General features: G+C 61.1%; 12 protein-coding genes and 1 pseudogene. 4 read left to right on the top strand and 9 right to left on the bottom strand.

Annotation, left to right across the window (positions count from 1 at the left end; all coding sequences use genetic code 11):
* Positions 1–203: 203 nt before the first annotated feature.
* The 4 genes from cutA to ACTG2O_RS08200 all read left to right on the top strand — a co-directional run bounded on the left by cutA (position 204) and on the right by ACTG2O_RS08200 (position 3,282).
* A complete protein-coding gene (gene cutA, locus ACTG2O_RS08215; protein WP_267519701.1) occupies positions 204–521 on the top strand; it encodes a divalent-cation tolerance protein CutA in 318 nt (105 codons plus the stop codon).
* Entirely contained in the window at positions 518–2,317 is a 1,800-nt protein-coding gene (locus ACTG2O_RS08210) for a protein-disulfide reductase DsbD (RefSeq protein ID WP_439975597.1), read from the top strand. Before cutA ends, ACTG2O_RS08210 begins: the two co-directional genes overlap by 4 nt.
* On the top strand, positions 2,307–2,798 hold the full coding sequence (locus ACTG2O_RS08205) for a GNAT family N-acetyltransferase (protein WP_439975596.1): 492 nt from the start codon (positions 2,307–2,309) through the stop codon (positions 2,796–2,798). The genes ACTG2O_RS08210 and ACTG2O_RS08205 overlap by 11 nt, the downstream gene beginning before the upstream one ends.
* Before the next feature lie 70 nt (positions 2,799–2,868).
* Complete coding sequence (locus ACTG2O_RS08200; RefSeq protein ID WP_439975595.1) at positions 2,869–3,282, top strand: hypothetical protein; 414 nt, start codon at positions 2,869–2,871, stop codon at positions 3,280–3,282.
* 53 nt (positions 3,283–3,335) lie between these two features.
* Here ACTG2O_RS08200 and ACTG2O_RS08195 read toward each other — a convergent pair whose 3' ends face one another.
* The 9 genes and pseudogenes from ACTG2O_RS08195 to putA form a co-directional block, all read right to left on the bottom strand.
* The gene (locus ACTG2O_RS08195; protein ID WP_439975594.1) at positions 3,336–3,926 is read right to left on the bottom strand and encodes a hypothetical protein; all 591 of its coding nucleotides are present in this window, start codon (positions 3,924–3,926) and stop codon (positions 3,336–3,338) included.
* Between the two features lie 239 nt (positions 3,927–4,165).
* Entirely contained in the window at positions 4,166–5,470 is a 1,305-nt protein-coding gene (locus ACTG2O_RS08190) for an NAD(P)/FAD-dependent oxidoreductase (RefSeq protein ID WP_236285684.1), read from the bottom strand.
* A gap of 159 nt (positions 5,471–5,629) precedes the next feature.
* A complete protein-coding gene (gene fbaA, locus ACTG2O_RS08185; protein ID WP_005340963.1) occupies positions 5,630–6,709 on the bottom strand; it encodes a class II fructose-bisphosphate aldolase in 1,080 nt (359 codons plus the stop codon).
* Between the two features lie 115 nt (positions 6,710–6,824).
* A complete protein-coding gene (locus ACTG2O_RS08180; protein WP_005335436.1) occupies positions 6,825–7,988 on the bottom strand; it encodes a phosphoglycerate kinase in 1,164 nt (387 codons plus the stop codon).
* 61 nt (positions 7,989–8,049) lie between these two features.
* Positions 8,050–9,060, bottom strand: a complete 1,011-nt coding sequence (epd, locus tag ACTG2O_RS08175; protein WP_236285688.1) for an erythrose-4-phosphate dehydrogenase — start codon at positions 9,058–9,060, stop codon at positions 8,050–8,052.
* An 80-nt stretch (positions 9,061–9,140) separates the two neighbouring features.
* On the bottom strand, positions 9,141–10,070 hold the full coding sequence (locus ACTG2O_RS08170; protein ID WP_439975593.1) for an ROK family protein: 930 nt from the start codon (positions 10,068–10,070) through the stop codon (positions 9,141–9,143).
* Positions 10,071–10,182: 112 nt separating this feature from the next.
* Positions 10,183–11,250: a uroporphyrinogen decarboxylase gene (gene hemE / locus ACTG2O_RS08165; protein ID WP_005335440.1), complete on the bottom strand. Its 1,068-nt coding sequence runs from the start codon at positions 11,248–11,250 to the stop codon at positions 10,183–10,185.
* 180 nt (positions 11,251–11,430) lie between these two features.
* The gene (gene nudC, locus ACTG2O_RS08160) at positions 11,431–12,210 is read right to left on the bottom strand and encodes an NAD(+) diphosphatase (protein ID WP_439975592.1); all 780 of its coding nucleotides are present in this window, start codon (positions 12,208–12,210) and stop codon (positions 11,431–11,433) included.
* A 218-nt stretch (positions 12,211–12,428) separates the two neighbouring features.
* A pseudogene (gene putA / locus ACTG2O_RS08155) lies at positions 12,429–15,590 on the bottom strand (bifunctional proline dehydrogenase/L-glutamate gamma-semialdehyde dehydrogenase PutA).
* Positions 15,591–15,790: the final 200 nt, after the last annotated feature.

The following is a 15,790-nucleotide window of genomic DNA, read 5'->3' as shown; positions in this document are numbered from 1 at the left end:
CCCTGTCCCCATGACAGCGTCTATCTCATGCCCCCCACAAATTTTTGGCGCTGGCTCACAAATGGCTACAGATGCTATTTGAAGCGGCTCTGGGGTATAGTAGCCGCTGATTTTCAGGCGCTTTTTTCACCTTCATCCGCAGACAGGGATGAGACGGCAAGGGCGCCTGCCCGGTTTACCCCAACGAGGTGAAGATCCGCTTTATGACCGACGCCATTGTGGTGCTCTGCACCTGCCCAGATCAAACCAGTGCCGACCTTCTCTGCGAACAGCTGCTGAACCAGCGGCTGGCCGCCTGCATCAATCAACTGCCGGGCATTACCTCCGTCTATCGTTGGCAAGGCAAGGTGGAACGCGCCACCGAGATCCAGCTCATCATCAAATCCCGCCAATCGCGCTTTGCCGAGTTGCAGACATGTATTCAAGCCAATCACCCCTATGAGGTGCCCGAGCTGCTGGCCCTGCCGGTGAGTGCCGGACTACCTGCCTATCTCGACTGGCTCAATGGGGAGACCTCATGACGTTCATCCGCTTGCTCTCTCCCCTGCTGCTGCTCTGTGCCCTGTTGACGACAGCGGTGGGCAGCTCCCCAGCCCACGCCAGCGGCGCCGATCTGCTCAGCTCGCTGGGCATTGAGGCCAATGCCAAACCCAAATTTTTGCAGGTCGATGAGGCCTTTCAGATCGAGAGCGAACAGCGGGGTGATCAGCTGCTGCTGACCCTCAACATTGCTGACGACTACTACCTCTATCGCCACAGCCTGCGCTTCAAGGGAACCAACCTCACCTTCAGCGACCCGGCGCTGCCGGAGGGAAGCGAGCATGAGGATGACTTCTTCGGCAAGACCCGGGTCTACTACCAGCAGGTGAGCATCGCGGTGCCGCTCAAAGAAGTGGGCGACGGCGCCACCCTGCGGGTGCGCTATCAGGGCTGCACCGACGGCCTCTGCTACCCGCCGACCGACAAACTGATCGATGTGGCCCCGCTGGTCACGGCAACCACAGCGTCCACTGCTGACACGGCACAAAGCGTCGCACCGGTTAGCCAGCAGGATCAGCTCGCCGCCGCCCTCGGCCATCAGGGGTTCTGGCTCAGCATCGTCGCCTTCTTCGCGCTGGGGCTGGGGCTCGCCTTCACCCCCTGCGTCTTCCCCATGTACCCGATCCTGACCGGCATCATCGCCGGTGCCGGCCATCGCCTCTCTACCGGTCGCGCCTTCCTGCTCTCTCTGGTCTATGTGCAGGGGATGGCGGTCACCTACACCCTGCTGGGGCTGGTAGTGGCCTCGGCGGGCCTGAAATTCCAGGCGGCGCTGCAACACCCTTATGTGCTGATCGGCCTCTCGGTGATGTTCGTGCTGCTGGCCCTCTCCATGTTCGGACTCTACACCCTGCAACTGCCGAGTAGTTTGCAAACCCGACTCTCCGGCCTCTCCAACCGCCAGCAGGGCGGCTCGGTAGTCGGGGTCGCCATCATGGGGATGATCTCCGGGCTGGTCTGCTCCCCCTGCACCACGGCGCCGCTCTCGGGGGCGCTGATCTACGTGGCCCAGAGCGGCGATCTCTGGCTCGGCGGCGCGGCGCTCTATGCACTGTCACTGGGGATGGGGCTGCCGCTGCTGCTGCTCGGCACCTCGGGTGGCAAGCTGCTGCCCAAAGCGGGCGCCTGGATGGATGTGATCAAGCAGCTGTTTGGCTTCGCCCTGCTGGCAGTGCCGATCCTGCTGCTGTCACGGCTCTGGTGCGATCAAGTTACTACCCTCGCCTGGCTTGGCTGGGGGCTGCTGCTATGCGGCTATCTCTATCACCACAACCAACATCAGCCCCACTCGGTAGCCAAGAGCGTGCGCGGCTTCGTGCTGTTGCTGGTGATGATCAGTGCCGTGGTGGTGGGCAAGGATCTGCTGCAACCGGCCACCCCTGCTGCCGTCACGGCGGGCGCTAGCCAGAGCGCCCCTCAGTTTATCCGCATCAAGACGCTGGATGATCTCAAGGTGCAGCTGGCCGCCGCCCGCGGCAAGCCGGTGCTGCTCGACCTCTACGCCGACTGGTGCGTCGCCTGCAAGGAGTTCGAGCACAAGACCTTCAGCGACCCGGCGGTGCGGGAGCGCTTCGGCCAGATGGTGCTGCTGCAGGCAGACGTCACTGCCAACGACGATGCCGATATCGAGCTGCTCAACACCCTCAATGTGCTGGGGCTGCCGACCCTCATCTTCTTCGACCGCGAGGGCAAGGAGCTGACCGGCCAGCGGGTCACCGGTTTTATGGGGCCTATCCCCTTTGCCAAACATCTCGAGATGGTAAGTGATGCACACTGAGTTGCGTCGGCTGCAGACAAGCGATGCACCTGCCTTGCTGCGGCTGTTCGAGCAGGCCCCCTCCTATCAGGCGGCGGTGAGCAATGACCCTCTCTCTGCACAGGCAGGAGAAGAGGAACTTGTCGCCTGCCCATCCGGCCTGCCTCTCTTCGACAAACATCTCATCGGCCGCTGGGAGCAGGGAGAACTCACCGCTGTCATTGATCTGCTGCGCGGCTACCCCAATCCAGACACCGCCTATCTGGGTCTGTTACTGGTGGGGGAACCCTGGCAAGGGAGTGGCCGTGGTCAGTCGCTCTATCTTCATGCCTGCACGCTGGCAAGCTCATGGGGGGCTACCCGGCTTCGCCTGTCAGTAATTGCCAGCAATGAGAGTGCTCTATCCTTCTGGCTGCGCAGAGGGTTCACCGAGTGCTATCGCCGCGAGCTGGCAGGTTATCGAGCCGAGGCCATCGTGCTGGAACGTTCACTGGAACCGTGAGCCGAGGTTTGCCGCCGCGCATTCGCGTGGCACAATCGCCCCTCTCGTTTTGCACTTGTCCGGAGTTTTGATGAAAAAGTGGTTCATCCCCCTGCTAGCCCTCTGGCTTTATGGCTGCAGTGCAGGGCCCGGTGAAGAGGATATCCGCCAGCAGGTCACCGCCAAGCTGCTGGCCGAGACAGACGCCAACCTGTTCGATATCAGCGACTTCACCATCCTCGGCAAGGAGGAGCGGATGGAGGGGGTCTATCTGGTCAAGGTGAGTTACCAGCTCCACTTCAAGCAGGGGCTCGATCAGTTGCAGGTGTTGCACGACGAGGACCTGGTCTACGACCGGGTTGGCCCCTTCCAGCAGGAGATGGGGCTGATGGAGCTCGAGCGCAAATATGGCGAGTTCGAGGCGGGCCAGGTGCTGCCACAAGAGGCCGTGGTGTGGATGATGAAGGACGAACAGGGCTGGCGGCTGGCGGAACCGGCCCAATAAAGGGCTTCTAACCCCTTCTGTCTGCAACGGCAGATCTGCCATTGCTAACCAGCTCAAACCTGGGTATCGACCCGATACCCTTTTCGCTCTGCAGGTTCGCTCGGCAGCTTGCTGGCCAACCCTGACAGCACCTCCTTGAGGGTGACCCCGCTCTCTGCCGCACCACTGCTCTCCAGCAGCTTGGTCAGCTGGCTCTGCAAGGGATTGACCGCTTCGATCTCGGCTCCTTGCTCGCTCTCTTTTTCCTGTCCGCCCTGTTGCTCCAGCGTCTCCAGCAGGCGCTCCAGATCCCGCTTGAGCGGGTTCTCGCTGCTGTCGGCGATGGCGAGTTTGCGCTGTTCCTGCTCTTGCCGCTGTTGTTGCTGCAATGCCAGCTGTTGCTCCTGCTGCTGTTGCAGGGAGCCCATCATGGTGTTGATGAATGCTTCCAGCGAATCTCTGATTAAGATGCTGCTCCCGCTGCGATCCTCCCCTTTCGGCGACAACCCGAGCTCATCCAGCACAGCGCCAAGATCGCGTACCATCCGGCTGTCGCTGCCCGTTGATGGTGAAGTTGCAGCCCGCTCCTGTGCCTGCACAGCGGGAGAACCCTGCCGTTGCGACAGCGGGCTGAGCCCACCTGACGCGACCACATTTATCTCCATCTTGGTCCTCCTCCCCCCGTCTTCGGCCCTTTCTCGGCAAATATTCCGGCAATCTGACAACCCCTTGCCCCTTGGCAGATAACCGCTCTCACACCTAAAAGATAGCGCCAACCGGACGAGATTGGCGCGAATGCATCTTTTGGTCTATCAGGCGGAACGATAGTGCCAACCCGCTATAAACAAGGGGTTGGCAAAAAGGGGCCACGTTCAGCCAGCACTGCGCAGGCTAACAATGGGGGTCAGAAGATATCCTTCATCCGGTGCCACAGCATACCCAGTGCCAACAGCGGGGAGCGCAGCGCCGGGCCGCCGGGGAAGGTGATATGGGGCACACTGGCAAAGAGATCGAAACCCCGGCTCTCGCCGCGGATCGCCTCGGCCACCAGCTTGCCTGCCATGTGGGTGGCATTGAGGCCGTGACCCGAATAGGCCTGGGCGTAGAGCACGTTGGGGTGTTCCTTCAAGCGGCCAATCTGCGGCAGCCGGTTGGCGCCGATCCCGATCATGCCGCCCCACTGAAACTCGATGGCTGTGCCAGCCAGCTCGGGGAAGACTCGCAGCAGCTTGGGCAACATAAAGGCCTTGATATCGCGGGGATCCCGGCCGGAGTAGTTACAGGCACCGCCAAACAGCAGGCGGCCGTCGGCGGAGAGGCGGTAATAGTCGAGCGCCACATTCTGATCGCACACGGCCATGTTTTGCGGCAGCAAGCGCTGGCGCAAGCGGCGATCCAGCACTTCGGTGGCGAGGATGTAGGAGCCCGCGGGCAGCACCCGCCCCCCCAGCTCCGGATTGAGGTCGTTGAGATAGGCGTTGCAGCCGATCACCAGATAATCAGCAGTGACACGGCCATGAGCCGTGGTCACCTCGACCTGCTTGCCGTAATCGATATGGGTCACTCTGGAGTGTTCAAACAGGGAGACCCCGAGGCTGGCGGCGGCGCGCGCCTCGCCGAGCGCAAGATTGAGAGGATGCAGGTGGCCGGAGCCCATGTCGATAAGGCCGCCGATATAGCGATCCGATCCCACCACGCTATGGATATCTTCCCGCGGTACCAGCTTGAGTTCGTGCTCATAGCCGAGGCTCGCCAGATGGTCGAGATCCTCCTCGAAGCCAGCCAGATGACGCTGACGGGTGGCGAGGTCGCAGTAGCCCCAGTTGAGATCGCACTCGATGTTGAAGCGCTCAACCCGCTCGCGCACCAGCTGCACCGCCTCCAGCCCCATCAGGTCGAGCTCGCGAACCCCCTCCTCACCAATCCAGCGGGCAAACAGGCTGGTATCGTGGCCGATACCGCGAATAAGCTGACCGCCGTTGCGCCCGGAGGCGCCCCAGCCGATGCGGTTGGCCTCCAGCAAGGCGACCTTGTAACCGGCATCAGCCAGATTGATAGCGGTATTGAGACCGGTAAAACCGCCGCCGATGATGCAGACGTCAGCCTTGTGCTCCCCCTCCAGCTCGGGCCACTGTTGCGAGTCGTTGCGGGTGGCCGCGTAGTAGGAGGCGACGTGCTCCTGATATCCGTTGTGCTTTCCTGCCTGCATACTCAGCATCCTGCCTTGGTTACAAATTGTTTAATAAAATAAGCAAAGTTGTTTCGATAATACCCAGTTCCTCCTCCACTCACCAACCGGTGCGGATCACAGAAATGCAAAAGGCGCCCCGAAGGGCGCCTTTTCATGCAATCAAGGTGCTGTAACGAATTACAGTACGTCGATGGCGTTCAGGTCGGAGAATGCTTTCTCCAGACGAGCGATCATGGAAGTCTGACCTTCACGCAGCCATACGCGCGGATCGTAGTACTTCTTGTTCGGCTTGTCGGCGCCTTCCGGGTTGCCCAGCTGGCCTTGCAGGTAAGCTTCGTTCTTCTTGTAGAAGTTCAGCAGACCTTCCCAGGTTGCCCACTGGGTGTCGGTGTCGATGTTCATCTTCACTACGCCGTAGGAGATGGACTCGCGGATCTCTTCCAGAGTGGAACCTGAACCACCGTGGAATACGAAGTCCAGAGACTTGGCTGGAACGCCAAACTTCTCGGAAACGTACTTCTGGGAAGCGTCCAGGATGGACGGGGTCAGCTTGACGTTACCCGGCTTGTATACACCGTGTACGTTGCCGAAGGAGGCAGCGATGGTGAAACGCGGGCTGATCTTGGACAGACGCTCGTAAGCGTAAGCAACATCTTCCGGCTGGGTGTACAGAGCGGACTGATCCATGTGGCTGTTGTCGACGCCGTCTTCTTCGCCACCGGTGCAACCCAGTTCCAGCTCCAGAGTCATGTTCATCTTGGCCATGCGGGTCAGGTACTCGCAGCAGATGTCGATGTTCTCTTCCAGAGACTCTTCGGACAGATCCAGCATGTGGGAGGAGAACAGCGGCTTGCCGGTTTCAGCAAAGTGCTTCTCGCCCGCTTCCAGCAGACCGTCGATCCACGGCAGCAGCTTCTTGGCAGCGTGGTCGGTGTGCAGGATTACCGGCACGCCGTAAGCTTCGGCAACAGCGTGAACGTGCTTGGCACCGGAGATGGCACCCAGGATGGCAGCTTTCTGACCTTCCAGCTTCAGACCCTTACCGGCGGTGAACACGGCACCACCGTTGGAGAACTGAACGATAACCGGCGCTTTAACCTTGGCGGCAGCTTCCAGTACGGCGTTAACGGAGTCGGTACCAACGCAGTTTACGGCCGGCAGAGCGAAGCCGTTTTCTTTAGCGATGGCGAACACTTTCTGAACGTCATCACCAGTGATCACGCCGGGTTTTACGAAGTCGAAAATTTTCTTAGACATGTTTAATCGTCCTGTCTCGTATGCCGTTAATAAAAAATGGGGGGTTCATCATGAACCGGCACAGCGGGCACATGATAAACGAAACGGGAGGCTTTTGCCCCCCGTTCCGGGTCAATTAGGCTTTAGCGCGCTGTTCCAGAATCGCAACAGCCGGCAGTACCTTGCCTTCTACGAACTCCAGGAAGGCGCCGCCGCCAGTGGAGATGTAGGAGACTTTGTCAGCGATGCCGAACTTGTCGATAGCAGCCAGGGTGTCACCACCGCCAGCGATGGAGAAGGCCGGAGAAGCAGCGATGGCTTCAGCGATAACCTTGGTGCCTTCAGCAAACTGGTCAAACTCGAATACACCAACCGGGCCGTTCCACAGGATGGTCTTGGCGTTCATGATGATGTCAGCCAGGGCCTTGGCAGAATCCGGGCCGATGTCGAAGATCATGTCGCCGTCGGTCACGTCAGAGACGGACTTGATGGTCGCCGGAGTGGACTCGGAGAACTCGGCACCTACAACCACGTCGGTGGTCACAGGAATGTTGGTCTCGGCAGCCAGTTTCTTGGCGGTGTCGATCAGATCGTGCTCGCACAGGGACTTGCCGACGTTGTGACCGGCAGCAGCGATGAAGGTGTTGGCGATGCCACCACCGACAACCAGCTGGTCAGCGATTTTGGAGAGGGATTCCAGAACGGTCAGCTTGGTGGAGACCTTGGAGCCGCCAACGATGGCAACCATCGGGCGCTCGGGCTTCAGCATGGCTTTGCCCAGCGCTTCCAGTTCACCCGCCAGCAGCGGACCAGCACAAGCGACCGGAGCGAACTGGGCCACACCGTAGGTGGAACCTTCGGCGCGGTGAGCAGTACCGAACGCATCCATTACAAAGACGTCACACAGGGCGGCGTATTTTTTGGCCAGCTCTTCGGTGTTCTTCTTCTCGCCTTTGTTGAAGCGGCAGTTTTCCAGTACAACCAGCTCACCGGCAGCGACTTCTACGCCATCCAGGTAATCCTTGGCCAGGCGAACCGGGCAGGACAGAGCGTCTTTCAGATAGTTGACAACCGGAGCCAGGGAGAATTCTTCGTTGTATTCACCCTCGGTCGGACGACCCAGGTGGGAGGTGATCATCAGCTTGGCGCCCTTTTCCAGAGCCAGCTTGATGGTCGGCAGAGTCGCAACGATACGTGCATCGGAGGTGACCTTGCCGTCTTTTACCGGTACGTTCAGGTCAGCACGGATCAGAACGCGTTTACCCGCCAGATCCAGGTCAGTCATCTTGATAACAGACATATTCAGTCCTCTATATTTTCCAGGTAATGTTAAAAACAGTAACCTTTCGCCCGGGGCAGGCTCAGCCTGCGGCCATCATGGCCCGGGTGGTATCCAGCATCCGGTTTGCGAAGCCCCATTCGTTATCGCACCACATCAACATCTTGACGAGGTTGGCATCGCTCACCCGGGTCTGGGTACCATCAATGATGCAGGAGTGTGCATCATGATTGAAGTCTACGGAGACCAGCGGTTCTTCCGTGTAATCCAGAATACCGTGTAATGTACCTCTGGATGCCCGTTGCAGGGCTTGATTTACGTCAGTAACTGTCACTTTTTTACGAACAGTAATACTGAGATCCATCGCTGTTACATTGATGGTCGGCACCCGCACCGCGATCGCCTCAAACTTGCCGGCGAAGTGGGGCAGGATACGCTCCAGCCCCTTTGCCAGCTTGGTGTCCACCGGAATGATGGACTGACTGGCAGCGCGGGTTCGGCGCAAGTCACTGTGGTAGGCATCGATGACTTGCTGATCATGCATGGCCGAATGAATTGTCGTAATAGTACCACAATTTATCTCGAATTCTCGATGCAATGTTTCAATCACCGGCACCACACAGTTGGTGGTACAGGAGGCGTTGGAGACGATCCGCTCGCGCCCCGTCAGCACCTGATGATTGACCCCGTAGACGATGGTAGCGTCCACATCCGCTTCGGCCGGATGGGAGAACAATACCTTGCCCGCCCCCGCTGCCAGATGCAGCTCGGCATCGGCCCGCGAGCCAAATACCCCGGTGCAGTCGAGCACCACATCCACCCCCAGCACCCGCCACGGCAAGTTCGACGGATCCCGCTCGGCAAACAGGGAGATGAGATCCTCCCCCACCAGCATGCTGTTGCCCGCCAGCTGCACCGGATAGTGAAAACGGCCGTGGCTGGTATCGAAGCGGGTCAGGTGCACCATGGCTTCGGGAGCCGCCAGCTCGTTGATGGCGACGATCTTGATGGTCTTGTCGCGCCCGCTCTCGTAAAGGGCTCGCAGTACATTGCGGCCGATCCGTCCGTAACCGTTGATGGCAATCTTGATCATCTGGCAGCCAGTTCCTTACCACAGATTTGCTAGCGCATGGGCTAGAGAAAAGAGCAGCCGACCGGCTGCCTGGGCCCGGCTCACGACAGCAGGGCATCCTTGAATTCACCACGGGCCAGCAGTGCGGCCCCAAACACCCCGGCACTGTCACCCAGGGCTGGAGCAATAATGGGGGCACTGAAACGGGGATTAAAGAGGAAGGGCAAAATAGTCTGTCTTCCCACGCTGTAGAGGCTCTGCACGTTGCCCACCCCACCGCCGATGACAATAACATCCGGGTCGAGAATGTTGACCACGTTGGCCAGCGCCTGACCAAACAGCAGATGCAGCCGGTCGATGGTGAGCCTGGCCACATGATCGTGGGCGGTGGCAGCCGCGATTTGAGCCAGCGAGAGGCGACGCTTGGCCTTGGCCTCGTACCAGGCCTCCAGCGCCGGGCCGCTGATCAGGGTCTCGACGCAGCCGTGCTTGCCGCAGTAGCACTCGGGGCCATCGGGAGAGAGCACATTGTGACCCCACTCGCCGGCGATGCCATGATGACCGTTGAGAATGCGGCCGTTGATGACGATGCCGGAGCCGACCCCGGTACCCATGATGATGCCGAACACCACTTTCGCATCGGGATGGTGCTGGCGCACCGCACCAAGATGGGTTTCTGCCAGCGCAAAGCAGTTGGCATCGTTGGCGATCAGCACCGGCACGCCGAGCCGGCGCTCCAGCTCCTCCTTGAACGGCTTGCCGTTGAGCTCGGTGGTGTTGCAGTTCTTCATCAGGCCGGTTTGCGGATCCCGCGCCCCCGGCGTGCCCATGCCGATGACGGTCGGGCGCTGGCCAATCTTCTCGGCGCACTCAGCTACCAGCTTGGCGATCTGGCCGATCATGTGCTCATAACCGCCAGCCCGCTCGGTGGGGATGCGGTGGCGCAGCAGCACCTCGTCGCCATCCAGCACCACGCATTCACACTTGGTACCGCCAAGATCGATACCCCAATCCAGTGACTTGCTGCTCATCTTGCCTCCTGCACGGACGCCACGCGCTCGTCGTCGTAGCGCCATTTTTTAATGTAAAACGGGGCCTGACGGCCCCGGATATCAAACACACTCTTCTTCTCTCGCCCCGGCCTTAGCGACCGTGGTACTGGGCGGAGAGCTCGTGTACCGCGTTGACGAACACGCCGGCGTGTTCCGGGTTCACATCCTGATGGATGCCGTGACCCAGATTGAATACGTGGCCATTGCCGTGACCGAAACCGGCCAGAATGGAGGCGACCTCTTCACGGATGCGAGCCGGAGTAGCGTAGAGCATGGAGGGATCCATGTTGCCCTGCAGTGCCACCTTGTCGCCGACCCGACGCTTGGCGTCGGCGATGTCGGTGGTCCAGTCCAGACCCAGCGCATCGCAACCGGTGGCGGCAATCTGCTCCAGCCACTGACCGCCGTTCTTGGTGAACAAGGTGACCGGCACGCGGCGACCGTCGTGCTCGCGGATCAGACCATCGACAATCTTGTGCATGTACTGCAGGGAGAAGTCGCGGTAATCGCGCGGGGTGAGCACGCCGCCCCAGGTGTCGAACACCATGACAGCCTGCGCACCCGCCTTGATCTGGGCGTTGAGGTAGGCAATCACGCTGTCGGCCAGCTTGTCGAGCAGCAGGTGCAGGGTTTGCGGCTCTGCGTACATCATCTGCTTGATCTTGGTGAACGCCTTGGAGCTGCCCCCCTCCACCATGTAGGTGGCCAGGGTCCATGGGCTGCCGGAGAAGCCGATGAGCGGCACTTCGCCCTTCAGCTCGCGGCGGATGGTGCGCACCGCATTCATCACGTAGCCCAGCTCATCTTCCGGATCCGGAATGGGCAGCGCCTGCACGTCGGCCATGGAGGTGATCGGACGCTCGAAGCGCGGGCCTTCACCCTGCTCGAAGTAGAGACCCAGCCCCATGGCATCGGGCACGGTCAGGATGTCGGAGAAGAGGATGGCGGCATCGAGCGGGTAGCGGCGCAGCGGCTGCAGGGTGACTTCACAGGCCAGTTCGGCATTGCGGCACAGGGACATGAAATCCCCCGCCTGGGCGCGAGTCGCCTTGTATTCCGGCAGATAGCGCCCTGCCTGGCGCATCATCCATACCGGCGTCATGTCTACATCCTGACGCAGCAAAGCGCGCAGGTATCGATCGTTCTTCAGCTCTTTCATCCCAGTTCCTGAATTCATATCACGCATAAAATGGCGGCCATAATACCACTTTGCCCAGTCAAGCGGACTGCCCAAAACGTGGCAAATAGGCTCGCGGTTGCAAAGATGTGAAGGGGCGCAAACCAGAGCGTCCCGTTTTTAAAAAGAGGTGCAAAAAGGTTGGCGAAAAGATAAGCGCCGTTACCCCTCGCCAGCCAGTGACAACTCGATAAGCCGCCGGGCAATGGTGCCGTGGGGTGGCAAGCGCGGCAGCCGGTCGGCGGCAAAGAAAGCGGCGGCCACCAGTTCGTCATCCTGCACCCGGATTTCGCCGCTCTCGTAGTCGGCGGTAAAGCCCATCATCAGACTGTGGGGGAATGGCCAGGGCTGGCTCGCCACATAGCGCACATTGCGCACCCGGATGCCGCTCTCCTCGAACACCTCCCGCGCCACGCACTGCTCGAGATTCTCCCCCGCCTCCACAAACCCGGCCAGCACGGTATACATAGGATCGTCCGCCTGATAGTGACGGCGATGGGCCGCCAGCAGGATCTCCGGCCCCTTGCGCACCGCCACGATAATGCAGGGTGAAATGCGCGGATAGGCCGTGTGGCCGTGGTGGCACACCTGCGCCCACTCCCCCGCCTTCGGGGTCATGGGGGCGCCGCACTCGCCGCAGAAACGGTGAGTACGCCGAAAGGTGGCGAGCTGCCAGGCACGGCCCGCGAGACGAAACCCCTCTTCATCCCCCGCTACCATCAACTGGCGCAGCGGGCTCATGGCGCTCGTGTCGGCCTCAGCCCCCAGATCGAGCAGATAGCAGGGCAGCCCCTGCCACTCATCAAAACGCTCGAAATGGGCGTCAGCCAGCGCTGCGGGCAGGCACGCTTTACTTCCCTGTGGCACCTCTCCCTGCTGATCGAGCAGTACCAGATGATCGCCCCCCAGCACGAACCAGCGGGCTTGTTCGGTTAATGACATCGGATAAACACTCTCGTTAAAACAAAACCCTGGCTACGGCGGGCCCGCCAAGGGGCAAACGCCGCGCGAGTGGCTCCCATCTTACGACCAGCACGAGTCGCTGACGACCCCGCCGTGGCCGATTGTCCCATTCGTAAAAAACGGATGGTGCAACAGAGGCCGCCCGAAGGCGGCCCGCTGTTATCCGGCATCCAGTATCCGGCCTCTATCGACGCGGATCAGGCATCGCCCATCGCCAGCAAGGAGGCGTTGCCGCCCACCGCCGTGGTGTTGATGGTGCGGGTCTTCTCGGTAACGAAACGGCTCAGGTAGTGAGGGCCACCCGCCTTGGGGCCGGTGCCGGAGAGTCCCTGGCCGCCGAACGGCTGCACCCCGACCATGGCGCCGATCTGGTTGCGGTTGATGTAGACGTTGCCGACGTTGATGCGGCTCGCCAGCTCCTCCGCGTGGGATTCGTTGCGGCTGTGGATCCCGAGCGTCAGGCCGTAGCCGGTGCCGTTGATGTCGCTGATCACCTTGTCCAGATCCCGGGTCGCGTAGCGCACCACGTGCAGGATGGGGCCGAACTGCTCCTTGGCCAGCTCGCGGATGGAGCCGATCTCCAGCGCGGTCGGCTGGACGAAGTGTCCCTCCATGGTCGCGGCGGGCATCGGCGCCTGCGCAATCAGGCGAGCTCGCGGGATCATGTAGGCGAGATGAGCATCAAGACCGGCCTTGGCATCGGCATCGATCACCGGGCCGACATCGGTGTTGTGCTCGGCCGGGTTGCCCACTTTCAGCTCCTGCATGGCACCGGTGAGGATCTCCAGCACCCGCTCGGCGATCTCCTCCTGCAGGTAGAGCACCCGCAGGGCCGAACAGCGCTGACCGGCGCTCTGGAAGGCGGCGCTCACCACGTCGCGCACCACCTGCTCCGGCAGGGCGGTGGAGTCGACGATCATGGCGTTCTGACCACCGGTTTCAGCGATAAGCGGCAGGATGGCACCATCGCGCTGGGCCAGGGTCATGTTGATCAGCTTGGCAGTCTCGGTGGAGCCGGTGAAGCAGACGCCGCCAATGCGCGAGTCCGCAGTCAACTTGGCCCCCACGGTGGCGCCGTCACCGGGCAGCAGCTGCAGCACGTCGCCCGGAATACCGGCCTGATGGGCCAGTCACCGCCAGATGGGCGATAAGGCCGGTCTGCTCGGCAGGCTTGGCGATGACGGTGTTGCCGGTGGCCAGCGCAGCTGCGATTTGGCCGAGGAAAATCGCCAGCGGGAAGTTCCACGGGCTGATGCAGACAAAGACACCGCGCCCCTGCAGGAACAGCTCGTTCTGCTCGCCGGTGTAACCGGGCAGCAGGGTCGCCTGCCCCATCAGGCTGCGGGCCTGCACCGCGTAGTAGCGGCAGAAATCGACCGCTTCACGCACCTCGTCGATACCATCTTGCAGCAACTTGCCCGACTCGCGGGTACAGAGGGAGACAAACTGCTCGCGGTTCGCTTCCAGCAGATCTGCCAGCTTCTCCAGCGCGGCGGCCCGCTCGCTCACCGGGGTTTCGCGCCAGCGCGGGAAGGCAGCGTGGGCCGATGCCAAGGCCTGCTCCACCGCCTGCTCGTCGGCCCAGTGGATCTTGCCGACGGTGAGGCTCACATCCTGCGGGCTCAGCACGGTGCGTGCCTCGCTGCGCTTGAGGGTCTCGCCATCGACGATGGGGCCTGCCAGCCACTGCTTGCTCTCCAGCTCTTTCAAGCGGGCGAAGAAGGGGCGCTGGATGGAGAGGATGTTCATGTTGACGCCGCTGGAGTTCTTGCGGTCGGTGAAGAGATTCACCGGCTGCGGAATGCGGTCGTTGGCAAAACCGGAGTAGCGCTTGAGGGTGCGCAGCGGATGCTCGGCCAGTGAATCCACCGGGGTGTTGGGGTCCACCAGCTTGTGAACGAAGGAGGTGTTGGCCCCGTTCTCCAGCAGGCGGCGCACCAGATAGGGCAGCAGATCCTTGTGCGCGCCGACCGGCGCATAGATGCGGCAGTGCAGGCCGGGATTGTCGTTCAGCACGGCGTTGTGCAACTCCTCCCCCATGCCGTGCAGACGCTGGAATTCAAACTGGCGCTCACTGGCCATCTCCAGAATGCTGACCACGGTATTGGCGTTGTGGGTGGCGAACTGGGGAGCGATAAAGCCGCGAGTCGGCTCGCTCAGCAGGTAGCGGGCGCAGGCGAGGTAGGAGATATCGGTGCCCGCCTTGCGGGTAAAGAGCGGGTAGCCGGGCAGGCCCGCCTGCTGGGCATATTTCAGTTCGCTGTCCCAGTAGGCGCCTTTTACCAAGCGAACCGGAATGAGATCACCCTGCTCGCGAGCCAGTGCAGTGAGCCAGCAGAGTACCGGCAGGGCGCGCTTGGAGTAGGCCTGCACCACCATGCCGAGTTTGCCCCAACCACGGTTGGCGTCGGAGCGATAGAGCTGCTCGAACAAGTCCAGCGACAGCTCGAGGCGGTCCATCTCCTCGGCGTCGATGCTGATGGCAACATCCTTGTCGCGGGCCAGCCGTACCAACCCCACCAGCCGCTCGCACATCTCGCCGAGCACCCGCTCGCGGTTGGCCACGTCATAGCGCGGATGGAGCGCCGACAGCTTGATGGAGATCGAGGGGGCCGGGCCGCCGTCGCTGATCCGCTCGTTGCCCACCGCCTCGATGGCGTTGCGGTAATCGGTCAGATATTTATCGGCATCCTGCATGGTCAGCGCCGACTCACCCAGCATGTCGTAGGTGTGGGTGTAACCCAGCTCGCGGGATTTGCGGCTCGCCTTGAGCGCCTCTTTCATGTCGCGCCCCAGCACGAACTGCTTGCCCATGATCTTCATGGCGGCGTACATGGCGGAGCGCACCACCGGCTCCCCCAGCTTGTTGACCATGCGCCCCAGCAGGTTGGCCGGGTTGCCGTCGAGCTTTTTATCGAGCTTGATGATCTTGCCGGTCAGCATCAGCCCCCAGGTAGAGGCGTTGACCAGAGTAGAGTCGCTCTTGCGGAAATGAGATGACCAGTTGGCGCCGGAGAGCTTGTCCTTGATCAGGGCGTCAGCGGTCTCGGCATCGGGAATGCGCAGCAGCGCCTCGGCCAGACACATCAGGATAATCCCCTCCTGAGTATCCAGGCTGTACTCCTGAGGAAGGCGTCGATACCGTCACCGGAGCCGCTCTCCTTGCGCACCTTGGTCACCAAAGTACGGGCACGCTGGGTCACCTGCTCCAGCGAGGCGCCATCCCCCGGCAGCATGGCCGACAGTTCGGCCAGATAGGCATTTTCATCCACCACATAGTTCTGGGTGATGGCTTCGCGCAGGGCGGCCAGATCGGAGGGGATATAGTCAGCGGCAAGCACTTGTGTAGCTTTGAACATATGGGGTCTTCCTGTACGCCCTAGGGCTGATATCGACAAAGGCGGACGCGCCGCCGAAACGCCGATAATGTATACAATGTTGCACCCTATATGAAATGAATTTGTTGCCACTCTTTAACAAAGATCGCTCATTCCCCCCATGAATTCCCTTTTGAAGCTAATACGCCAGCAAGCGTGAGGGTCATCTGACTTCATTTTGT

The organism is Aeromonas sp. 61P (assembly GCF_051919545.1).
Classification (GTDB): domain Bacteria; phylum Pseudomonadota; class Gammaproteobacteria; order Enterobacterales; family Aeromonadaceae; genus Aeromonas; species Aeromonas veronii.
Note: the sequence above shows the minus strand (reverse complement) of the source record. Positions and strands in the feature narration are given on the sequence as shown.